This is a genomic window from Actinokineospora lacus, assembly GCF_053813445.1.
This window is the reverse complement of the sequence record NZ_JBQERA010000001.1, coordinates 298,908-320,799: the sequence shown is the minus strand read 5'-3', so window position 1 is coordinate 320,799 and position 21,892 is coordinate 298,908. Positions and strand designations below refer to the sequence as shown.

The window sequence follows — 21,892 nt, the reverse complement described above, 5'->3', positions numbered from 1 at the left end:
ACCGTCGTGAGCACGTCGGCGCAGACCGCGGGCCGGGCAGCGGGACACGAGCACCACCACGACCGGATCGGGCCGCGGCGGATGCTCCGCTTCGCCGGGTTCCGCAGGCTGCTGGTCAGCCGCTTCGCCGCGCAGTGGGGCGACGGGCTGTTCCAGGCCGGTCTGGCGGGCGCGGTGCTGTTCAACCCCGAGCGCGAGACCGACCCGCTGGCCATCGCCGCGGGTTTCGCCGCGCTGCTGCTGCCGTACTCGGTGGTCGGGCCGTTCGCGGGCGCCCTGCTCGACCGGTGGGACCGCCGCCGCGTGCTGGTGGCGGCCAACCTGCTGCGCGGGCTGATGATCCTGGTCGCCGCCGCCTGCGTGGTCGCGGGCGGCAGCGGGACCCTCCTGTTCACCCTGGCCCTGGTCGTGGTCGGCATCAGCCGGTTCGTCGGGTCGGGGCTCTCGGCGTCGCTGCCGCACGTGGTCCCGGTGCGCAACCTGGTCGAGGCCAACGCCATCGCCACCACACTTGGCGCGGTGGTCGCCGTGCTCGGGGCCGGGTGCGCGGTCGGGCTGCGCGCGCTGCTCGGCGACGATGACACCGGCTCCGGGCTGACCACCGCCGTGGCCGTGATCGGCTCGATCACCGCCGCGGTGGTCGCGGGCCGCTTCGCCCGCAACGCGCTGGGCCCCGACGAGGTCGACGAGCCCGCGGGGACCGTCCTCGCCGTGGCCAGGGGCCTGTTCGACGGCGCGAGGGTCGCCGTGCGCACCCCGTCGGTGCTGGCCGGGTTCGTCGCGCTGCTGGCCCACCGGGCGGTCTTCGGCGTCCTGCTGCTGCTGACCGTGCTGCTGACGCGGTTCCGGTTCGACGCGGGCCTGCCCGGGCTCGGCCAGGTCGCCGGGCTGTTCGGCCTGGGCGTGCTGGCCGCCGGGCTGACCACCGCGCGCATCGTGGCCACCGTCGGCAGGCGGCGGACGATGGGCGCGGCGATGGTCGTCGGCGCGGTCGCCATCCTGGCGCTCGGCCTGCCGATGACCATGGCGACCACGCTGGCCGCGGCCTTCGTGGTGTCCTTCGTCGGGCAGGTGGTCAAGCTCTGCGTCGACGCCGCGGTGCAGCGCGACATCGGCGACGAGAGCCGCGGCCGGGTCTTCGCCCTCTACGACACCCTGTTCAACCTCGCCCAGGTCGTGTCGCTGTCGCTGGCCGCGCTGGTCGTGGCCGGGGACGGCGCCTCACCCGGGCTGATCGCCGCCGCCGCCGTCGTCTACCTGGCCGGGCTCGGCGGGTTCGCCCTGGCCAGCCGCGGGCACGCCTAGACCGCGCTCGGCCGCCCACGCGCGCAGCGCCGCTTCGGCCTCGTCGCGGTCGAGGGGGCCGCGGTCCAGGCGCAGCTCCTTGAGGTGGCGCCACGCCTGCCCGACCAGCGGGCCGGGCGGCAGGCCGAGCAGCAGCATGATGTCGTTGCCGTCGATGTCCGGGCGCACCCGCGCCAGGTCCTCCTCGGCGGCGATGCGGGCGATGCGCTCCTCCAGGCCGTCGTAGGTGCGCTGGAGCATGCTCGCCTTGCGGCGGTTGCGGGTGGTGCAGTCGGCCCGCACGAGCTTGTGCAGGCGGGTGAGCAGGTCGCCTGCGTCGGTGACGTAGCGGCGCACGGCCGAGTCGGTCCACTCGCCCTTGCCGTAGCCGTGGAAGCGCAGGTGCAGGAACACCAGCCGGGCGACGTCCTCGGTGATGTCCTTGGAGTACCGCAGCGCCCGCAAGCGCTTGCGGGACATCTTCGCGCCCACCACCTCGTGGTGGTGGAAGCTGACCCCGCCGTCGGGCACGTGCCTGCGGGTGTCCGGCTTGCCGATGTCGTGCAGCAGCGCGGCCAGCCGCAGCACCAGGTCGGGGCCGTCCTCCTCCAGGTCGATGGCCTGCTCGAGGACGACGAGCGAGTGCTCGTAGACGTCCTTGTGCTGGTGGTGCTCGTCGATCTCCAGGCGCAGCGCCGGGATCTCGGGCAGCACGTGGTCGGCGAGGCCGGTGTCGACCAGCAGCTCGACGCCTGCGCGCGGGTGGTCGCCGCAGAGCAGCTTGGACAGCTCGGCCTGCACCCGCTCGGGGGTGATCCTGGCGATCTCGGCGCTCATCGCGGTCATCGCCGCCACCACGCGCGGCGCGGGGACGAAGCAGAGCTGGCTGACGAACCGCGCGGCGCGCAGCATCCGCAGCGGGTCGTCGGCGAAGGACTCCTCCGGGGTGGCCGGGGTGTCGAGCACGCGGGTGCTCAGCGCCGCGGCGCCGCCGTGCGGGTCGACCAGCTCCTTTGTCGACAAGTCGACGGCCATCGCGTTGACGGTGAAGTCCCGGCGCACCAGGTCGCCCTCGATCGTGTCGCCGAAGCGCACCTGCGGGTTGCGGGAGACCCGGTCGTAGGCGTCGGCGCGGAAGGTGGTGATCTCGCACGTCTGCCCGCCCTTGGCCGCCCCGACGGTGCCGAAGGCGATGCCGGTGTCCCAGACCGCGTCGGCCCAGTCCTTCACCAGCGCCATGACGTGCTCGGGCCGGGCGTCGGTGGTGAAGTCCAGGTCGGTGCCCGGTTTGCCGATGAGCGCGTCGCGCACGCTGCCGCCGACGAGGTAGAGCCGGTGGCCCGCGGCGGCGAAGCGCGCGGCGAGGTCGTCCACGACGGGAGCGGTGCGCAGCAGGTCCATCACGGCTTTCTGCTCGGGCGAGGGGTGGGTAACCGGCGAACTGGACACAAGGATCGAGGGTATCCGGGCGCGCGGGGCCGGTGCCGGGCCGTCCGGCACTGCGCCGTTCGCACCAACCATTCGCACTACCCCATTCGCACTACCATCGGACAGGTGCCCCCGTCGTCCGGCAGGTCCCGCGGTGCCCGCTCCGGGCGCCGCGCCCGAGGGCGCGGGCGCGCGCTGAAGACCGTCGACGAGACCTCGGCGGGCGGGCTGGTCATCGACGCCGCCCGCGGCCGGGTCGCCGTCATCGGCCGCCTCGACCGGCGCGGGCAGCTGCTGTGGTCGCTGCCCAAGGGCCACATCGAGGCCGGTGAGACCCCCGAGCAGACCGCCGTCCGGGAGATCGCCGAGGAGACCGGCATCGACGGCGAGGTCGTGCGGCCGCTGGGCACCATCGACTACTGGTTCATCGCCGACGGCACCAGGCGCGTGCACAAGACCGTCCACCACTTCCTGCTGATCGCCCAGTCCTACGAGCTCTCCGACGAGGACGTCGAGGTCAGCGAGGTCGCCTGGGTCGACATCGCCGAGCTGGAGGCGCGCCTGGCCTACGGCGACGAGCGGCGTCTGGTGCGCAGGGCCCGCCAACTACTCTCCGAGCAGCCCCTCATCCCCGGTCCCGACCGGGACCTGTCCCCGCATGGAGAGCCCACGTGACCGCTCGCCCGCGCCGCGTCGCCGCCGCGGTGGCAGCAGTCGTGACGACGTTCGCCGCCACGCTGCTGACCGGCGCGCCCGCGCACGCCCAGTCGAGCAGCAGGCTGCGGGTGGAACTCGACACCCTGACCCCGCGCGTGGTGCAGGCGTCGACCTCGACGCTGACGGTGGCGGGCACGCTCACCAACACCGGCGACCGCCTGATCCGCAACGTCGACCTGCGCGTGCAGCGCGGCGACCTGCTCAACACCGAGGCCGGGCTGCGCGAGGCGATCACCGACCCGTCGCTGACCTCGGCGCTGAACCGGCCCGCGGCGACCTCGACCTTCGAGGAGGTCACCAAGGAGCTGGCGCGCGGGGCGAGCGTGTCCTTCGAGGTGACCGTCGCCGTCGGCAAGGACGCGCTGCGCATCGACCGGCCCGGGGTGTACCCGCTGGCGCTGAACTTCAACGGGGTGCCCGACTACGGCACCACCGAGCGGATCGGCTCGCTGAGCACGCTGCTGCCGGTGCTCTCGCTGCCCGGCGGCGGCCCCGGCGTGTCCCCGCCCGCGATCCCGACCCCGCTGAGCGTGCTGTGGCCGCTGGTGGACCAGCCGCGCCGCGTGGAGAGCCCGCTGGCGGGCGGCTCGGCCGTGCTGACCGACGACGAGCTGGCCCGGTCCCTCGCCGTGGGCGGGCGGCTCCACACCCTGCTCGACGTCGTGCGCCAGGCCGCGGAGACCGACCGCTCGGTGCTGCGGTCGCTGTGCTTCGCCGTGGACCCCGACCTGCTCGACACGGCCGCGGCGATGGCGCAGGGCTACCGCGTGCGCAGCGGCGACGGCATGGTCGACGGCAGGGGTGCGTCCACGGCCGAGCTGTGGCTGGCCACGCTGCGCGAGCTGGCGCGGGACCAGTGCGTGATCGCGCTGCCCTTCGCCGACGCCGACCTGGCTGCGCTCTCCCGCGCCGAGACCGTCGACCTGCGCGACCTCGCGCTGAGCGGCGCCGACACCGTCCGGGCGGTGCTGGAGGTCGACCCCGTCGAGGGCGCGGTGTGGCCGATCGGCGGCACCCTCGACCCGCGCACCCTCACCGACCTCGCCGCCGCCCGCCCGACCACGGTGCTGGCCGACAGCACCCGCCTCGCGGGCGCCACCGGCTCGGCCCCCTACGCGCTGGCCGCCAACCTGCGCGCCACGCCGTACGACGGCCTGGTCGCGCTGTCGCTGCGCCCGCGCGTGCGGGGCGCGGACGGGGCCGTGGCCACCTCGTCGGTGCAGAACGGCCTGTCCGCCCTGGTCTTCCGCGGCGGGCTGGCCGCCACCCCCGAGCCGGTGATCGTCGCCCCGCCCCGGCGCTGGACGGCGGGGGAGGACGACCTGCGGGTCTTCCTCGACACCGTCCGCGCCCTGGGCGCCCGGCGCTACACCACGCCGCTGAGCCTGCCGACCCTGCTGGCGGGCGGCGCCAACGGCACGGCGTCCGCGGTGGAGTACAACGCCCAGGACGCCACCGAGGAGATCCCGGCGCCGATCACCGCCCGCATCGCCCGCGTCGAGCGCGTGCAGCGCGAGCTGCTCGACAAGGTGCTCTTCGAGGACGCCACCGCCCAGGTCGAGCCGAGCAGGCTGCTGGCCCCGCTGCGCCGCGGCCTGGTCAGGGCGGCCTCCAGCGCGTGGCGCCCCGAGCCGCGCCGGGCGGAGCAGGCCGTGGCCGGGGTGTCCGCCGCGCTCGGCGGGATGCTCGACCAGGTGTCGGTGACCGACCCCGGCAGGCCGCTCTCGCTGGCCTCCAAGGACAGCCCGCTGCCGGTCTACATCAGCAACAAGCTCCCGGTGACCGTGCTCGCCAAGATCAACGTCGGCACCACTCCCGGCCTGCGCCCGATGGAGGAGGTGCTGGTCCGCATCCCGGCCCACGCCACCGCCCCGCGCTACCTGGCCACCGAGGTCACCCGCTCCGGCCGCTTCACCGTCAACGTCTGGCTCACCACGCAGAGCGGCACCACGCTGGGCGGCACCTCCAGGGTCGAGCTGAACTCCACCTCCTTCGGCGCCATCACTCTCGTGATCACCGGGACGGCGGCGGGAGCCTTGGTGCTGCTCGTCGGACTGCGCCTGGTGCGTAGGCTTCGTGCGGCCAAGGCCGCGGACTCCGCCGGGGCCGACCTCTGACCCAGGCGGGAGCGCGAGTGAAGCAGGGCGGCGAGCAGCCGAAGGTGCCGTCGCTGGCCAGGTCCAGCTCGATGATGGCCGTGGCGACCCTGGTCAGCCGGATCACCGGCTTCGGCTGGAAGCTGATGCTGGCCTGGCTGATCGGCTTCAACGTGGTGCAGGACTCCTTCACCATCGCCAACACGCTGCCCAACATCATCTTCGAGCTGCTCATCGGCGGTGTGCTGGCCAGCGTGGTCGTGCCGCTGCTGGTGCGCTCGCAGGACGACCCCGACGGCGGCCAGGCGTACACGAACCGGCTGCTCACCGTCGCCATGACCGGCCTCGCGGTGGGCACGGTCATCACCATCGCCGCCGCCCCGCTGCTCACCCGGCTCTACGTCGACGGCTCCACCGGCGAGGCCAGCCCCGAGCTGACCACCGCCTTCGCCTACCTGCTGCTGCCGGAGATCCTGTTCTACGGCCTGTTCGCCCTGCTCAGCGCGATCCTCCAGGCCCGGCACGTGTTCGGCCCGACGGCGTGGGCGCCGGTGGTCAACAACCTGGTGGTCATGGCCACGCTGGTCGTCTACACCCTCGTCCCCGGCGAGATCACCATCGACCCGGTGCGGATGGGCGAGCCGAAGCTGCTGGTCCTGGGCATCGGCGTCACCCTCGGCATCGTCGTGCAGGCGCTGGTGCTGCTGCCCGCCCTGCGCGGCATCGGCTTCCGGTTCCGCTGGACCTGGGGGTTCGACTCGCGGCTCAGGGAGTTCGCCGGGCTCGGGCTCTGGGTGCTGGGCTACGTCGCGGTGAGCCAGGTCGGCATGGTGGTCACCCAGCGGGTGCTGACCGCGGGCGAGGAAGGCGGGGTGTCGATCTACAGCAACGCCTGGCTGCTGTTCCAGCTCCCGTACGGCGTCATCGGCGTCTCCCTGCTCACCGCGATCCTGCCGAGGATGAGCCGGTCCGCGGCCAACAACGACATCAAGGGCCTCATCGACGACCTATCGACCGGCAGCAGGCTCTCCGCGGTCATGCTCGTGCCGATCAGCGCGGTGCTCACCGTCGCGGGCACGGCGATCGGCCTCGCCGTGTACAGCGTCGGCGAGGGGACCCCGGCCGACGCGGAGCGCCTGGGCGCGGCACTGGCCTTCTCCGCGTTCGGCCTGCTGCCCTACGCGCTGGTCATGCTCCAGCTGCGGGTGTTCTACTCGATGAAGGACGCCCGCACCCCCACCCTGATCATGGTCGGGATGACCGTCGTCAAGGTCCCGCTGCTCTACATGTGCGGCGCGGTGCTCGACCCGGATCAGGTCGTCATCGGTGTGATGCTCGTCAACTCGCTGACCTACGTCATCGGCGCGGTCGCCGGGCAGATGTGGCTGTGGGTCCGACTCGGCCACCTGCGCAGCAAGAAGATCGTCTGGCTGATCGCCAAGACCGTCGTCGCCGGGCTCGCGGGAGTGGGCGTCGCCTGGCTGGCCACCAAGATGATCTTGCCTGGTGGCATCGATTCGCTCGCCACGGCGTGGGTCGCCGTCCTCGTCCAGGGGCTCGTCGCGGGCGGGGTCGCCTTCGGCGTGCTGGCCCTGCTCAAGGTGCCCGAGCTCAAGCCGGCCACCGCCCGGATCGCCCGCCTCGTGCGCCGGGGCTGATCCGCTCGTCACCGCGGGCGGGTCGGATTCCCGTACCCTCAGGCGGGAGCGCAGCGAGAAGCGAGAGCACGGTGACGACGAGGCGACCCGAGATGCCCGCGAGCGGGGAGTCGGCAGGCTATCGAGCCGCCGCCGTCCCGCCCGTTCCCAGTGTGCCCATTCCTGGCGTGCCCATTCCCGCCGTCCCCGGTGGACCTGTTCCCGGCGGCCCTGTTCCCGGTGGGCTGGTTCCCGGCGGCCTCGTCGGGCAGGGCCGCTACCGGCTGCTCGTCCACTACGGCGTCGACACCAGGGCGGGCGCCCAGCTCTGGCGGGCCCGCGACAACCACCTGCGCCGCGACGTCGCCCTCACCGTCCTCATGGGCGGCCCGAGCGACGGCCACGCCGCCGGACAGGCCCGCCGCGTGCTCGAACGGGCCGCGCACACCGCCCGCCTCGACCACCCCGGGACCGCCCGCGTGCTCGACGTCGTCGCCCCCGGCCCCGGGCTCGCCCCGGGCGAGGGCGTGCTCGGCCTGGTCGTGGCCGACTGGGCGGCGGGCACCGACCTCATCGACCTGATCGCCGAGCACCCGCTGCCCCCGGGCACCGCCGCGCGCCTGGTCGAGCCGCTGGCCTCCGCCGTCGACACCGCCCACCACTCCGGGCTGGTGCTGGGCCTCGACCACCCGCAGCGGGTGCGCGTCACCCCGGACGGGCAGCTGCGGCTGGCCTTCCCCGGCCCGCTGCCCGACGCGGGCCTGCGCGACGACGTGCGCGGTCTCGGCGCGGTCCTGTACCTGCTGCTCACCGGCCGCTGGCCGCTGCCCGGCGGCCCCGACGGCGTCCCCCCGGCCCCCCGCGGTCCCGACGGCGCGGTGGTCCCGCCGCGCGCGCTGTTCCCGTACATCCCGATGGAGCTCTCCGTCGCCGCCGTGCACTGCCTCGCCGAGGACGGCGGCGGCATCCGCACGGGCGCGGCGCTGCTGCAGGTGCTGGAGCGGGCCCGGATCACCGAGGACCAGACCCAGCGGCTCGGGGCGATCGAGCCCGAGGTCACCTACGCCGAGGACGGCACGGTCTGGACCACGCGCCCGCCCAGCAACGACCGGGCCAAGCGGCGCAAGCTGGCCGTCGGCGTCACCGTGCTGGCCGTGGCCACCGTCGGCGTGCTCGCCTGGCTCGGCGTGCAGCTGATCAGCTTCTTCGACGACGGCGGCGGCACCACGGGCCCCACTGTCACCGCGACCGCCCCGGGCAACAACACCGGCGCCAGCGGCCTGCCCGCCCCGCCGCCGGTCGTGGCCGCCGGGCCGATCAAGGCCGCCGGGGTGGAGGTCTTCAACGTCGCGGGCACCCCGGACAACCCCCGCCGCGCCAGCCGCGCGGTGGACGGCGACCCCGCCACGGCCTGGAAGACCGACACCTACAAGCAGCCATTCCCCGCGCTCAAGCCCGGCATCGGCCTGATGGCCTCCTTCGCCGAGCCGGTCGTCCTCGCCGAGGTGACCGTCGACTCGCCCAGCGACGGCACGGTCGTGGAGGTCCGCAGCGCCCCGTCGGAGAACCCGACGCTGGAGGAGACCAAGGTCATCGGCAAGGCGACCCTGCGGCCCGGCCAGACCCAGCTGCAGCTCGACCGCGCCGAGCCGACCCAGCACGTGCTCGTCTGGATCACCGCCCTGGCCGAGGGCAACATGTCCGAACTGACCGAGATCAGGTTCGTCCGGGCCCAGTGACCGGCGGTTACCTCAGCGCTCACGCGCCCGGGGCCGCCCGATACATTGTCCCGGTGACCGCCGCCGCCAGCTCGGACGCCGACCTCATCGCGGCGCATGCCGCCGGGGACCCGCGCGCGTTCTCCGAACTGGTCCGCAGGCACCGCGACCGCCTCTGGGCCGTCGCCCTGCGCACGCTGCGCGACCCCGAGGAAGCCTCCGACGCCCTCCAGGAGGCGTTCATCTCCGCCTTCCGCGCCGCCGGGTCCTTCCGCGCCGAGTCGCAGGTGACCACGTGGCTGCACCGCATCGTCGTCAACGCCTGCCTGGACCGCATCCGCCGCCGCAACGCCCGCCCCACCGTGCCGCTGCCCGAGGCGGGCCCCGGCGAGCCGGTCATGCCCCGCGACGCCATGGCCGACCGGGAGACCCAGCTGGTCGTGCGGCGCGCGCTCGCCGAGCTGTCCGACGAGCAGCGAATGCCGATCATGCTCGTCGACGTCGAGGGGTACTCCGTCGCCGAGACCGCAAAACTGCTGGGCATCGCGGAGGGCACGGTCAAGAGCCGCTGCGCGCGCGGCCGGGCCAAGCTCGCCAAACTGCTCGGACATCTGCGGAACCACGGTGCAGATGCGAACGTCCCAGGTGGCGCTGTTGAACGGCGAGGCGTGCCAGAGCGCCGCCACGGGGAGGGACGATGACGGACAAGATTCGGGGCAGTATCGGCCCCGACGGCCCGCCATGGCCCGTCGACCTGCTGGCCGACCTGCACGCGGGCGTGCTGGAACCGAGCCGGGCCGCCGACGTCCGCGCCCGGGTGGGCGCCGATCCTGATGCCCGCGCGGTCCTCGACGCCCTGGACTCCGTGCGCGCCGACCTCAGCGGCTACGGCGCCGCGCCCGCCCCGCCGATGCCCGAGCACTTCGCCGCCCGCCTCGACGCCGCGATGGCGGAGGAGGCCAGGCGCGCCTTCGGCAAGCCCGCTCCCGTGGTCGACCTCGCCGCGGCCCGGCGCAAGCGCGGCAGGCTCGCCGGTTGGGGGGTCGGGGTGCTCGCCACCGCGGCCGCCGCCGTCGCGGTGGCCTTCGTCGCGCTGCCGGACTCCCAGGACACCACCGGCGGGGTCGCCGCGCCGCAGCCGGCGGCGAGCCAGCCCGCCGCCGAGCCGCCGCTGGCGCTGAGCCAGGGCGACATCGGCGCGTCGGTCAACGACGTCGTCGGCGCCCGCGAGTACGGCCCGCTCGACGACAAGGCCGGGCTGGACCGCTGCCTGGGCGCCAACGACCTCGACCCCGCCGAGGAGCAGATCGTCGGCGTGCGCCCGGTGACCCTTGAGGGCAAGCCGGGCGTCATGGCGCTCATGCTCACCTCGCAGCCGGGCACCTTCCGCGTGCTGGTCGTCGCCCCGGACTGCTCGGCGCTGTTCAACGACACGATCAACTGATTCGTCCCACCTGCTGGACGCTCACGGCACGCCGCCGGGTCCGCGCGGAACAACCGCCCCATACCATCGCGTTGACACCAGTGCGACCGGGCGATCACGTCCGGCGGAGCCGTTGGAGGGCGAATGTCTGCGCAGATCCGAAACCTGATCATCATCGGGTCCGGACCCGCCGGATACACCGCGGCGGTCTACGCCGCGCGCGCGCAGCTCGACCCGTTGGTCTTCGAGGGCGCCCAGTTCGGCGGCGCGCTGATGACCACGACGGAGGTCGAGAACTTCCCGGGCTTCCGCGACGGCATCATGGGCCCCGACCTCATGGAGCAGATGCGCGCCCAGGCCGAGCGCTTCGGCGCCGAGCTGCGCCCGGAGGACGTCGAGTCGGTCGAGCTGACCGGCCCGGTCAAGTACGTCGAGGCCAACGGCGTGCGCTACGCGGCCAAGGCGGTCGTCCTGGCGATGGGCGCCGCCGCGCGGTACCTGAACGCGCCCGGCGAGCAGCGGCTGCTCGGCCGCGGGGTGTCGTCCTGCGCCACCTGCGACGGCTTCTTCTTCCGCGACCAGGACATCGCCGTGGTCGGCGGCGGCGACTCGGCGATGGAGGAGGCCACCTTCCTGACCAAGTTCGCCAGGTCGGTGACGATCGTGCACCGCCGCGAGGAGTTCCGCGCCTCGAAGATCATGCTGGAGCGGGCCAAGGCGAACGAGAAGATCCGCTGGCAGCTCAACACCGCCGTGGACGAGGTCGTCGGCGACACGAAGGTCACCGGCGTGAAGGTGCACGACACCGTCACCGGCGAGCCCGGTGAGCTCGACGTCACCGGCTTCTTCCTCGCCATCGGCCACGACCCGCGCAGCGCCCTGGTCAAGGGCCAGGTCGAGGTGGACGACGAGGGCTACGTCATCACCCGGGGCACCACGACCTACACCAACCTCGACGGCGTCTTCGCCGCGGGCGACCTGGTCGACCACACCTACCGGCAGGCCATCACCGCCGCGGGCTCCGGCTGCGCGGCGGCCATCGATGCCGAGCGCTGGCTGGCCGAGCACGGCACCGGCGAGGCCGAGATGGCCGCCGAGCTGGTCGGCGGCGGCTACGGCAAGAGCAACTAGAGAACACCACGAGGAGAAGAAGATGGCCAGCAACACTGTCACCGTCACCGCGGACTCGTTCGCCGGTGACGTCCTCAAGAGCGACAAGCCCGTCCTGGTCGACTTCTGGGCGACCTGGTGCGGCCCGTGCCGGATGGTCGCGCCGGTCCTCGAGGAGATCGCGGGCGAGCACGCCGAGAAGATCACCGTGGCCAAGCTCGACATCGACGCCCACCCCGGCATCGCCCGCGACTACCAGGTGATGTCCGTGCCCACCCTGATCCTGTTCCAGGGCGGCGAGCCGGTGAAGACCATCGTCGGCGCCAAGCCGAAGGCCGCCCTGCTCAGCGACCTGGACGACGTCCTGGCCTGAGGCAACCCGAACCCGGGGTCCGTCCGTCTCGTTGAGTGGGGCACGGGCCCCGGTTTCGTGTTTCGGCGAAAAGGAGGCCCCCGCTCCCCACCGGTGCGCGGATCGCGGGCACCGGCAGGCACAATGGTCGACTGTCAGGGATTCCCACCGACTCGAGAGCGAGGGTGCATGCGGGTTCTCCGCCGCGGCGACACGGGCCAGGCCGTAGCCGAGGTTCGATCCACGCTCACCGCGCTGGGCCTGGTGCCCCCGATCCAGGACGCGGCCGTGTTCGACGCGGCGATGGAGCACGCCGTGCGCGCGTTCCAGCAGCGCCGCGGTTTGATCACCGACGGCGTCGTCGGCGCGGCCACCTACCGGGCCCTGCGCGACGCCACCTACTCCCTCGGCGGCCGTCCGCTGGCCTACCTGGTCTCGGCCCCGCTGTCCGGCGACGACGTGCTCACGCTGCAGGAGCGCCTGCTGGAGATGGGCTACGACGCCGGGCGCTCCAACGGCGTCTTCGGCGCCCAGACCGAGGCCGCGCTGCGCAATTTCCAGCGCGACTACGGCCTCACCGTCGACGGCATCTGCGGCCCGGAGACCGTCCGCGCCCTGCGCCAGCTCTCCCCGCGCGCCCGCGGCGGCCGCCCGGTCCTGCTGCGCGAGCAGGAGCGCGTCCGCAAGGCCGGGCCACGGCTGCGCGGCAAGCGCATCGTCATCGACCCCGGCCACGGCGGCGCCGACACCGGCCTGTCCATCGGCGGCCTCAACGAGGCCGACCTGATGTGGGACCTGGCCACCCGCCTCGAGGGCAAGATGGTCGCCACCGGCATGGAGGCCCTGCTCTCCCGCGGCCCCGACCGCTGCCCCGACGAGGCCGACCGGGCCAACTTCGCCAACGACGCGGGCGCCGACCTCGTGCTGTCCCTGCACACCGACGGCAACCGCTCGCCGCTGGCCCAGGGCGTCGCGGCCTTCCACTTCGGCACCGGCAACGGCGCGACCTCCACCCTCGGGGAGGCCATGGCCGGTCTCATCCAGCGCGAGCTGGTCATGCGCACCGGCATGCGCAACTGCGGCGCCCACCCGAAGACGTGGGACCTGCTGCGGCTCACCCGCTGCCCGGCCGTGCGCATCGAGATCGGGTACCTGACCAACGAGGAGGACCGCCGCCGCCTGGGCGAGCCCGCGTTCCGCGACGTCGTCGCCGAGGGCATCCTGGTCGCGGTGAAGCGCCTCTACCTGCTGGGCCAGAACGACCAGCCCACCGGCACCTTCACCTTCGCCGACGTCCTGGCCCACGAACTGGCCAAGGCCGAGTAGGCGAAACCGGGCAGCCGGGGCTGGGCAATCTCGGGGCCGACCAATCTCGGGGCCGACCAGTCCTGGGGCTGGGCAGCCGGGCCGGTCAGCGCTGCATGGCCGGGGTGCCGACCGTGCTGATGGTGACCGTGCCCAGCAGGCGTTCGAGGGCCGCCTCGACGTCTTCCTTCCAGGTGATCGCCGAGCGCAGCTCCAGGCGCAGCCGGGGCCACCTCGGGTGCGGGCGGACGGTCTTGAACCCGACGCTGCTCAGGAACTCCGCCGGGACCACGCAGCTGTGGTCCTCGTCGGGGTCCATGTCGCCGAAGGTCTCGATGGCGCGGACGCCGCGACGGGTGAGGTCCTTGGCCACCGACTGGACCAGGAGCCTGCCGAGGCCGCCCTTGCGGAACTCCGGGAGCACGTGGAACCCCGTCAGCACGACGGCGTCGGGGCTGATCGGCGAGGTCGGGAACGCCGAGGCGCGCGGGACGGCGTTGGGCGGGGCGTAGAACACGAAGCCCACCGGCAGCTTCTCGCTGTAGACGATGCGCCCGCAGGAGCCCCATTCCAGCAGCACGCTGGAGACCCACGCCTCCTTCTCCAGCTCGGTGGTGCCGAACTCCTCGGCCTGCTCCTTGAGGTGCGGCGCGAGTTCCCAGTACACGCAGGACCTGCACTGCTTGGGCAGTTGCTCCAGGTTGTCCAGCGTGACGCCGACGACGCGTCGCGACACCCAACCTCCCCCGCCTGGCACCGACTTCCTACCGCCCCAGGATAGGGCGATGTGACCTGCGCCGGAACCGTGGACGGCGATATCAGGCCGACGTCACCCCTCCGGTTACACTCGATCGATCGCCCGCGACGTAAACGGAGCGCCGATGAGCAGCGTGGGACAGCCGCCGGACAGAGCAGGGGCCCGCAGCCTCGACCCGCACCTGAGCCGCTACGCGGCCAGGGCGGAGGGCATGACCGCCTCCGAGGTGCGCGCGCTCTTCGCCGTGGCGAGCAGGCCCGAGGTGGTCTCGCTGGCGGGCGGCATGCCCAACCTGGCCGCGCTGCCGCTGGAGTCGCTCTCCGCGCAGATGGCCGCGATCATCGCCGAGGAGGGCATGACCGCCCTGCAGTACGGCTCCGCGCACGGCGTGCCGGTGCTGCGCGAGCAGATCTGCGAGGTCATGGCCCTGGAGGGCGTGCACGGCCACCCCGACGACCTCGTCGTCACCGTCGGCTCGCAGATGGCCCTGGACCTGGTGACCCGCATCTTCTGCGACCCCGGCGACGTGGTGCTGGCAGAGGGCCCGTCCTACGTCGGCGCGCTGGGCACCTTCGCCTCCTACCAGGCCGACGTGCGGCACGTCGCCATGGACTCCGACGGCCTGGTCCCCGCGGCGCTGGAGGAGGCCATCGTGGCCGTGCGCGCCGCCGGTCGGCGGGTCAAGTTCCTGTACACGATCCCGAACTTCCAGAACCCCGCGGGCGTGACCCTGGCGGTGCCCAGGCGCGCGGAGATCCTCGACATCTGCCTGCGCCACGACGTGCTGGTCATCGAGGACAACCCCTACGGCCTGCTCGGCTTCGACGGCCAGATCTACCCGGCGCTGCGGTCGATGGACCGCGACAACGTCATCTACCTCGGCTCCTTCTCCAAGACCTTCGCCTCCGGCCTGCGCGTGGGCTGGGCGCTGGCCCCGCACGGGGTCAGGGAGAAGCTGGTGCTGGCCGCCGAGTCGGCCTCGCTGTGCCCCCCGACGCTCAACCAGCTGGTGGTCTCGCGCTACCTGGCCACGCACGACTGGAAGGGCCAGATCAAGTCCTTCCAGACCATGTACCGCGAGCGCCGCGACGCGCTGCTGGCGGGCCTGGAGCAGTACATGCCGCCGGGCTGCACGTGGACGCGCCCCGACGGCGGCTTCTTCGTCTGGCTGACCGTGCCCGAGGGCGTGGACACCAAGGCGATGCAGCCGCGCGCGGTGACGGCCAGGGTGGCCTACGTGCCGGGCACCGGCTTCTACTCCGACGGGTTCGGCAGCAGGCAGATGCGCCTGTCGTTCTGCTACCCGCCGCCGGAGCGGATCACCGAGGGCGTGCGCAGGCTGGCCGGGGTGCTGGCCGAGGAGCTCGAGCTGCTGCGCACCTTCGGCCCGTCAACCAGCCGCACGCTGTCGGGGCCGCAGACCCCTTCGCCGGACACCGCCTGAGCGGGCAGCGCAATCGTGCCGGTGTACGGTCGGCACGTTTCCGCACGCGCTGAGGAGTCCGAGGAGAGTCCGCTGTGTCCGATCGCTGGGTGACCGTCCTGGCCGGTGGCCTGTCCCACGAGCGCGACGTCTCCCTGCGCTCGGGCAGGCGCGTGTCGGCGGCGCTGCGCGCGGCCGGGGTCGCGGTGGAGGAGTGGGACGCCGACGCGGCCCTGCTGCCCCGCCTGCGGGAGCACCGCCCGGACGCGGTCGTCATCGCCCTGCACGGCGGCGAGGGGGAGAACGGCTCCATCCAGACGATCCTGGAACTGCTCGGCATCCCGTACGTCGGCGCCGACCCCGACGCCTGCCGCCGCGCCTGGGACAAGCCGACCGCGAAGGCGGAGCTCGCCCGCAGCGGCCTGCTCACCCCGGACTGGGTCGTCCTGCCGCACGGCAGCTTCCGCGAGCTGGGCGCGCAGCCGGTGCTCGACGCGATGGTCGAGCGCCTCGGCCTGCCGATGATGCTCAAGCCCGACCAGGGCGGCTCGGCCCTCGGCGCCCAGGTCGTGCGCGACGCCGCGCACCTGCCCACCGCGATGGTCGGCTGCCTGGCCTACAGCGACGCGGTGCTGGCGGAGCGGTACGTCGAGGGGACCGAGGTCGCGGTGACCGTGGTCGACGGGCCCCAGGGCCCGCTGGCCCTGCCCGCCGTCGAGATCACCGCCCACAACGGCGTCTACGACTACACCGCCCGCTACACCGCGGGGCTCACCGAGTTCCACACGCCCGCCCGCCTGGACGACGCCACCGCGGCCAAGGTCGCCGACTTGGCGCTCTCGGCCCACCGCCTGCTCGGCTTGCGCGACATCTCCCGCACCGACGCGGTCGTCGACGCGAACGGCGACGTGCACTTCCTGGAAGTCAACCTCTCCCCGGGGCTCACCGAGACGTCCTTGGTGCCGATGGCCGTGGAGGCCGCGGGCCGCTCCCTCGGGGAGATCTACGCGGCCTTGGTCGACCGCGCGATCGCCCGCGGGCACTGAGCCGACCCACGACGTTCCGTCACGATTCCGCGACGGAACGTCATCGTCACCGTGACGAAACAGGCTGGTGTGATCCCTTAGGGGTCAATCATGTCTGATTCATCCCATTTTTGGCCATCAGCTCCACGATCCGCTCCAGGTCGTCAACCGACCCGAATTCGACGACGATGCGGCCTTTTCGCTTGCCGAGTTCGACCTTGACGCGGGTGTCGAAGCGGTCCGAGAGGCGCTCAGCGACGTCCTGCAGCCCCGGCGCGTGCATCGGCTTCCGCGCGGCGGGCTTGGCCTTGGCCGGAGGAGCGCCCTTGGCGAGGGTGACCGCCTCCTCCGTCGCGCGGACCGACAGCCCCTCCGCAACGATCCGCGTGGCCAGGTCCTCCTGGGCGCCCGGCTCGTCCAGGCCGAGCAGGGCGCGGGCGTGGCCTGCCGACAGCACGCCCGCGGCGACGCGGCGCTGGACCGGCAGGGGGAGGCGGAGCAGGCGGATGGTGTTGGTGATGACCGGGCGGCTGCGGCCGATGCGGCCCGCCAGTTCCTCGTGCGTCACCGCGAACTCGTCCAGCAACTGCTGGTAGGCCGCCGCCTCCTCCAGCGGGTTCAGCTGAACCCGGTGGATGTTCTCCAGCAGGGCGTCGCGGAGCATCGCGTCGTCGGCGGTCTGCCGGACGATCGCGGGGATGCGCTCAAGACCCGCGCGCTGGGCGGCGCGCAGGCGGCGCTCGCCCATCACCAGCTCGTACCCCGAGGCGTCCAGCTCGCGGACGACGATCGGCTGCATGAGGCCGAACTCGCGGATCGAGTGCTCCAGCTCGGCGAGGGCGTCCTCGTCGAAGACCTGGCGGGGCTGCTTGGGGTTCGCGGTGACCGAGGCGATGGGCACCTCGCGGTACACCGCGCCCGCCACCGGGGGAGCGGGCTCCGCCTGCCGGGCCTCCGGCGGCGTGGACAGCTTCAGGCCGTTGCCCATGGCGGGCGCCGCGGGCGGTCCCTGCGGGATCAGCGCCGCCAGGCCACGGCCCAGCCCGCCCTTGCGGCCTGCTCCGGCTGCGCTCATGTGCTCTCTCCTGCTCCTCGTTCAGCGATCTCCCTGGCCGCGTCGAGGTAGCTCATCGCGCCTCGCGAGCCCGGGTCGTAGGCGAGCACCGTCTGGCCGTACCCGGGCGCCTCGGACACCTTCACGCTGCGCGGGATGACGGTCCGCAGCACGGTGTCGCCGAAGTGGGTGCGGACCTCGTTGGTCACCTGGTCGGCCAGCTTCGTGCGGCCGTCGTACATGGTGAGCAGGATCGTGGAGACGGTCAGCGCGCGGTTGAGGTGGGTCTGCACCAGCTCGATGTTGCGGAGCAGCTGGCTCAGCCCCTCCAGCGCGTAGTACTCGCACTGAATCGGGATGAGCACCTCCTGCGCGGCGACCATCGCGTTGACGGTCAGCAGGCCCAGCGACGGCGGGCAGTCGATGAACACGTAGTCCGGGTCGATCTGGTCGAGCGCCTCGGGGGAGAGCGCCTCCTTCAGCCGGGACTCCCGCGACTGCATGGAGACCAGCTCGATCTCCGCGCCCGCCAGGTCGATGGTCGCGGGCACGCAGAACAGGCGCTCCGACTGGTCGCTGGTCTGCGCGGCGTCGGCCACCGACATCTCGCCGAGCAGCACCTCGTAGATCGACGGCGTGCCCGAGCGGTGCTCGACACCGAGCGCGGTACTGGCGTTGCCCTGGGGGTCGAGGTCGATGACGAGCACCCGCAGGCCGTGCAGCGCGAGACCGGCGGCGATGTTCACCGTGCTGGTCGTCTTGCCGACGCCGCCCTTCTGGTTGGAGACGGTCAGCACCCGGCGGCCCCGGGGCCGGGGGAACATCCGGTCCGGGTGCTTGACCCGGGTCGCCCTGGCGGCTTCCTCGGCGATGGGCGTCCACCCGGCGACGGACGCGGCGGAGGGCTGGGTCATCGACAACACCCCATGACCGATCGCTGTTTCACGTGGAACATCCTCGCTCCGTTCTCAGCCTCGACGTGCACGCTGATCCTTCCGTGGCAGACGCTCAACCACCACAACCGTCGTCGGCGGGTCGACCACCGTCACTCCACAACGCACGATCCGGGGGTCCCCGCCGCCCGCGCGCCGGATCTCCGCGCGGTCCCGGTTGATCTCCTCGGACGCGCTGGCCCCCTTGAGCGCGACCATCCGGCCACCGATCCGCAGCAGGGGCAGGCACCACGCGCCGAGCTTGCCCAGGGGGGCGACCGCGCGGGCGGTGACCACATCGGTCCCGGTGACCTCGCCGCGCAGGGCGGGCTCCTCGGCCCGTCCGCGCACCACGACGACCGACGACAGGCCCAGAGTCTCCACGACCTCGGTCAGCCATGCCACCCGCCGCGCCATCGGTTCCACGAGCGTCATCGAGAGGTCCGGCCGGGCGATCGCCAGCGGGATGCCGGGCAGCCCGGCGCCCGATCCCACGTCGACCACCCGCGCCTCCTCGGGCAGCACCTCGGCGACCACGGCGGAGTTCAGCACGTGCCGGTCCCAGAGCCGGTCCACCTCGCGCGGCCCGATCAGCCCGCGGTCCACCCCGTGCACCGCCAGCAGTTCGACGAACCGCTCCGCGAGCCCGGTCCGGTCACCGAAGACCGACTCGACCCGGTCCCGATCCAGATTCGTCATGCCACTCCGATGTTCCACGTGAAACAGTCCGCCAATTGTGGCCGATGCCCCGGAAGCCCCCTGACCCCGGCTCCGGTGTTTCACGTGAAACGACGAGACGCGGCCCGCCGGAGCGGACCGCGTCTCGTGGTGACTAGTGCTACTGCGGGAAGACCACGACGCGACGGCGCGGGTCCTCGCCTTCGCTCTCGCTGTGCACGCCCTTCACCGTCGCCACGGCGTCGTGCACGACCTTGCGCTCGAACGGCGTCATCGGCTGGAGCCGGATGCGCTCGCCGGTCGACAGCGCCTTCTCCGCGGTCGAGCGACCGAGGTCGGCCAGCTCCTCGCGACGGCCCGCGCGCCAGCCCGCGATGTCGAGCATCAGCCTGCTGCGCGCGCCGGTCTCCTGCTGCACCGCCAGGCGGGTCAGCTCCTGCAGCGATTCGAGGACGCTGCCGCGCGGGCCCACCAGCTTCTCCAGGTCCTCGCCGCCGTCGATGCTCACCACCGCGCGGCTGGCCTCGACGTCGAGGTCGATGTCGCCGTCGTAGTCGAGAATGTCGAGCAGGCGCTCCAGGTAGTCACCCGCGATGTCGCCCTCCTTGACCAACAGGTCCTCGGTGGCCACCCGCTCGGTGCCCACCTCCTGATCGGTGGTCTCGGACTCCTGCACCGTCTCCGGCACGGTAACTCCTCTCCAGGTCGAGCGACGCCTCAGCGGTTCTTGCGACCTGACTTCTTACGGGATCGGTCCGTACTCAGACCGGGAACCGGGGTGCCGTCCTTGCCGTTCGGCGACGGCTTCGCGCCCGCGGCGGGCTTGGCGGCGGGGCGCGGCTTCGCGCCGGGCTGGGGCTTGGCGCCGGGGACGGGCTTGCTCGGGCCCGCGGGGGGCTCCGGCGCGGTGGCGTCGGGCGCAGTGGCATCGGCCCCGGCCACGCCGTCAATCTCGCCGGGCTTCTTGGCGACGGGCGGGACGCGCTTCGGCTTCTGGCCGGGCTTCGGCGCGGCGGCCGTGCGCTTCTCGATGGCGGCCGCCTTCGCGGCGGCCTCCTCCTTGTCGATCTTCTGGTAGACGAGGTGCTGCTGCATCAGCGTCCAGCTGTTGTTGCTCAGCCAGTAGAGCAGCAGGCCGATCGGGAAGAAGAAGCCACCGACGAGCACGCCCAGCGGGAAGATGTAGAGCGTCAGCTTGTTCATGATCGCGGTCTGCTGGGTGGCCGCGTCCGGGTTCTGCCGGGCCACCGAGTGCCGCGCGGTCAGGTGCGTCAGCACGCTGGCGAGGATCATCAGCGGGATCGACACCAGGATGACCGCGGTCCGCTCGACGTTGAACAGGTCGAGCTCGGCCTGGGCCTGGGTGATCCAGTTGCTCAGCCGCGCGCCGAACAGGTCGGCGTTGAGGTAGGACTCCACGCCCGAGGCGTCGAAGAAGTAGTTCTCGGTCTTGCCCGGCTTGAACTCGCGCAGCACGTGGAACAGGCCGATGAAGACCGGGATCTGCAGCAGCATCGGCAGGCAGCCGCCCAGCGGGCTCACCCCGTGCTGGGCCTGGAGCTTCTGCATCTCCTGGGCGAGCTTCTGCTTGTCGTTGGCGTACTTCTTCTGCAGCTTCTTGATCTCGGGGGCGAACTCCTGCATCTTCCGCATGGAGCGCACCTGCTTGACCATGGGCTTGTACATGATCGCGCGCAGGGTGAAGACCAGGAAGACGATGCCCAGCGCCCAGGAGATCGCGCTGGCCTCGCCGAAGATGTGACCGAAGACCCAGTGCCAGCACCAGAGGATGAAGGACACCGGGTAGTAGATGAAATCAAGCACGAACTACTCCTCGGCAGCTCTCGCGTCAGCCGGGCCGGTCCCGGTCGAGTTCTCGGGGTGCCGCGGCGGCACCGGGTCAAGGCCGCCAGGGTGCCATGGACCACAGCGCAGCAGCCTGCGCAGCGCCAGCCACGACCCGCGCAGCGCACCGTGCTCGGTCAACGCCTCCACGGCGTACGCGCTGCAGCTGGGGTAGAAGCGGCAGGCGGGCGGCAGCAGCGGGGAGACCCACCGCCGGTACACGCGCACCGGTGCGAGCAGCACCCTGGCGCCGGGCCCAACCGTCACAACGCACCACCACTGTCATCCTGCAGCCGAAGCCTGCGGATCGCGGCGTCGAAGTCCGCGGCCAGCTCGGCGCTGGTCGCCTCGGCTGAGCGCGGCAGCGCTCGCACGACCAACGCGCTGCCCGGCGGCAGAGTTCCAAGCCGCTCGCGCACGACGTGCCGCAGACGCCTGCTCACCCGGTGGCGGACCACCGAGTTGCCGACGGCCTTACTCACGACGAAACCGACCCTCGGTGATCGAGGGTCGGCTTCGATCCCGCTGCGCGCCGCGTGCACCACCAGGCGGGGACGGCCTGCCCGGTGACCGCCGCGGGTCACCAGCTTGAAGTCCGCGCTGGTGGTCAGCCGGGCGGCCGCGGGGAGCACGGCGGCGGGTGGACTCAGGCCGACAGCTTGTCGCGACCCTTGCGCCGACGGGCGGCGAGGATCGCGCGGCCCGCGCGGGTCCGCATCCGCAGGCGGAAGCCGTGGGTCTTGGAACGGCGACGGTTGTTCGGCTGGAAGGTGCGCTTGCTCACAGCTCTATCTCCCGGGTACTAGCCCTGCCAGTCGTTCTGGCCGTTGGTCGGGTCTCGCGCGGGCACGGCCTGGCGGAACGCGCGCGGGCCGCCACAGGTGCGGGCACGCAGAACTCGCCCGCCGCAAGCGGGAGACCTTATGAGAGTACGCACCCGTTCGGCCAGGACCAAACCGGGGCCGCTTGTGGCGACCGGCCCGGCTTGTTAGCGTGCGGGCTCTTGGCTTGCCGGACGCGATGGGAGCCCCTGCCGGGCCAACCGTGCCGGACCACTGAGTACCGTTGACCCGCCACGGCCGCGGCTCGCCGTACCCTTCGTGCACAG

At 72.7% G+C, this 21,892-nt stretch carries 22 protein-coding genes; 12 read left to right on the top strand and 10 right to left on the bottom strand.

Annotated elements, in window-relative coordinates:
• Positions 1 to 81 precede the first annotated feature (81 nt).
• Entirely contained in the window at positions 82 to 1,305 is a 1,224-nt protein-coding gene (locus ACTG9Q_RS01615; RefSeq protein WP_455571296.1) for an MFS transporter, read from the top strand.
• Here the strand turns inward: ACTG9Q_RS01615 and ACTG9Q_RS01610 are convergent.
• A complete protein-coding gene (locus tag ACTG9Q_RS01610) occupies positions 1,222 to 2,685 on the bottom strand; it encodes a CCA tRNA nucleotidyltransferase (RefSeq protein ID WP_455571295.1) in 1,464 nt (487 codons plus the stop codon). The two genes, ACTG9Q_RS01615 and ACTG9Q_RS01610, sit on opposite strands and share 84 nt — an antisense overlap.
• 153 nt (positions 2,686 to 2,838) lie before the next feature.
• Between ACTG9Q_RS01610 and ACTG9Q_RS01605 the strand changes: the two genes are divergently transcribed.
• From ACTG9Q_RS01605 to ACTG9Q_RS01565, 9 genes are all read left to right on the top strand, one after another.
• The gene (locus ACTG9Q_RS01605; protein WP_455570743.1) at positions 2,839 to 3,387 is read left to right on the top strand and encodes an NUDIX hydrolase; all 549 of its coding nucleotides are present in this window, start codon (positions 2,839 to 2,841) and stop codon (positions 3,385 to 3,387) included.
• Positions 3,384 to 5,546 carry a DUF6049 family protein gene (locus tag ACTG9Q_RS01600; protein WP_455570742.1) on the top strand — a complete coding sequence of 721 codons (2,163 nt, stop codon included), beginning with the start codon at positions 3,384 to 3,386 and terminating at the stop codon, positions 5,544 to 5,546. Before ACTG9Q_RS01605 ends, ACTG9Q_RS01600 begins: the two co-directional genes overlap by 4 nt.
• 17 nt (positions 5,547 to 5,563) lie before the next feature.
• Positions 5,564 to 7,183: a murein biosynthesis integral membrane protein MurJ gene (gene murJ / locus ACTG9Q_RS01595; RefSeq protein WP_455570741.1), complete on the top strand. Its 1,620-nt coding sequence runs from the start codon at positions 5,564 to 5,566 to the stop codon at positions 7,181 to 7,183.
• A 167-nt stretch (positions 7,184 to 7,350) separates the two neighbouring features.
• Positions 7,351 to 8,901: a protein kinase family protein gene (locus tag ACTG9Q_RS01590; protein WP_455570740.1), complete on the top strand. Its 1,551-nt coding sequence runs from the start codon at positions 7,351 to 7,353 to the stop codon at positions 8,899 to 8,901.
• A 53-nt stretch (positions 8,902 to 8,954) separates the two neighbouring features.
• A complete protein-coding gene (gene sigM, locus ACTG9Q_RS01585; RefSeq protein ID WP_455570739.1) occupies positions 8,955 to 9,581 on the top strand; it encodes an RNA polymerase sigma factor SigM in 627 nt (208 codons plus the stop codon).
• On the top strand, positions 9,578 to 10,324 hold the full coding sequence (locus tag ACTG9Q_RS01580; RefSeq protein WP_455570738.1) for a hypothetical protein: 747 nt from the start codon (positions 9,578 to 9,580) through the stop codon (positions 10,322 to 10,324). Before sigM ends, ACTG9Q_RS01580 begins: the two co-directional genes overlap by 4 nt.
• Before the next feature lie 123 nt (positions 10,325 to 10,447).
• Entirely contained in the window at positions 10,448 to 11,434 is a 987-nt protein-coding gene (trxB, locus tag ACTG9Q_RS01575) for a thioredoxin-disulfide reductase (protein WP_455570737.1), read from the top strand.
• A 22-nt stretch (positions 11,435 to 11,456) separates the two neighbouring features.
• Positions 11,457 to 11,786, top strand: a complete 330-nt coding sequence (gene trxA, locus ACTG9Q_RS01570; protein WP_455570736.1) for a thioredoxin — start codon at positions 11,457 to 11,459, stop codon at positions 11,784 to 11,786.
• Positions 11,787 to 11,954: 168 nt separating this feature from the next.
• Positions 11,955 to 13,091 carry an N-acetylmuramoyl-L-alanine amidase gene (locus ACTG9Q_RS01565; RefSeq protein WP_455570735.1) on the top strand — a complete coding sequence of 379 codons (1,137 nt, stop codon included), beginning with the start codon at positions 11,955 to 11,957 and terminating at the stop codon, positions 13,089 to 13,091.
• Positions 13,092 to 13,176: 85 nt separating this feature from the next.
• On the opposite strand, the gene ACTG9Q_RS01560 is transcribed toward ACTG9Q_RS01565, so the two are convergent.
• A complete protein-coding gene (locus ACTG9Q_RS01560) occupies positions 13,177 to 13,806 on the bottom strand; it encodes a GNAT family N-acetyltransferase (protein WP_455570734.1) in 630 nt (209 codons plus the stop codon).
• 145 nt (positions 13,807 to 13,951) lie between these two features.
• On the opposite strand from ACTG9Q_RS01560, the gene ACTG9Q_RS01555 reads away from it, so the two are divergent.
• Positions 13,952 to 15,271 (top strand): aminotransferase-like domain-containing protein, encoded by a 1,320-nt coding sequence (locus tag ACTG9Q_RS01555; protein ID WP_455570733.1) that lies wholly within the window; start codon positions 13,952 to 13,954, stop codon positions 15,269 to 15,271.
• A gap of 74 nt (positions 15,272 to 15,345) precedes the next feature.
• The gene (locus ACTG9Q_RS01550) at positions 15,346 to 16,296 is read left to right on the top strand and encodes a D-alanine--D-alanine ligase family protein (RefSeq protein WP_455570732.1); all 951 of its coding nucleotides are present in this window, start codon (positions 15,346 to 15,348) and stop codon (positions 16,294 to 16,296) included.
• Positions 16,297 to 16,384: 88 nt separating this feature from the next.
• Here the strand turns inward: ACTG9Q_RS01550 and ACTG9Q_RS01545 are convergent, their stop codons facing one another.
• The 8 genes from ACTG9Q_RS01545 to rpmH all read right to left on the bottom strand — a co-directional run bounded on the left by ACTG9Q_RS01545 (position 16,385) and on the right by rpmH (position 21,568).
• A complete protein-coding gene (locus ACTG9Q_RS01545; protein WP_455570731.1) occupies positions 16,385 to 17,350 on the bottom strand; it encodes a ParB/RepB/Spo0J family partition protein in 966 nt (321 codons plus the stop codon).
• On the bottom strand, positions 17,347 to 18,243 hold the full coding sequence (locus ACTG9Q_RS01540) for a ParA family protein (protein ID WP_455570730.1): 897 nt from the start codon (positions 18,241 to 18,243) through the stop codon (positions 17,347 to 17,349). Before ACTG9Q_RS01540 ends, ACTG9Q_RS01545 begins: the two co-directional genes overlap by 4 nt.
• A gap of 54 nt (positions 18,244 to 18,297) precedes the next feature.
• Entirely contained in the window at positions 18,298 to 18,960 is a 663-nt protein-coding gene (rsmG, locus tag ACTG9Q_RS01535; RefSeq protein WP_455570729.1) for a 16S rRNA (guanine(527)-N(7))-methyltransferase RsmG, read from the bottom strand.
• 139 nt (positions 18,961 to 19,099) lie between these two features.
• A complete protein-coding gene (locus tag ACTG9Q_RS01530; protein WP_455571294.1) occupies positions 19,100 to 19,615 on the bottom strand; it encodes a Jag family protein in 516 nt (171 codons plus the stop codon).
• Between the two features lie 41 nt (positions 19,616 to 19,656).
• Complete coding sequence (yidC, locus tag ACTG9Q_RS01525; protein ID WP_455570728.1) at positions 19,657 to 20,763, bottom strand: membrane protein insertase YidC; 1,107 nt, start codon at positions 20,761 to 20,763, stop codon at positions 19,657 to 19,659.
• Positions 20,764 to 20,766: 3 nt separating this feature from the next.
• Positions 20,767 to 21,051: a membrane protein insertion efficiency factor YidD gene (yidD, locus tag ACTG9Q_RS01520; protein WP_455570727.1), complete on the bottom strand. Its 285-nt coding sequence runs from the start codon at positions 21,049 to 21,051 to the stop codon at positions 20,767 to 20,769.
• Positions 21,048 to 21,416: a ribonuclease P protein component gene (rnpA, locus tag ACTG9Q_RS01515; RefSeq protein WP_455570726.1), complete on the bottom strand. Its 369-nt coding sequence runs from the start codon at positions 21,414 to 21,416 to the stop codon at positions 21,048 to 21,050. The genes yidD and rnpA overlap by 4 nt, the downstream gene beginning before the upstream one ends.
• A 14-nt stretch (positions 21,417 to 21,430) precedes the next feature.
• Entirely contained in the window at positions 21,431 to 21,568 is a 138-nt protein-coding gene (gene rpmH / locus ACTG9Q_RS01510) for a 50S ribosomal protein L34 (protein WP_455570725.1), read from the bottom strand.
• Positions 21,569 to 21,892 lie beyond the last annotated feature (324 nt).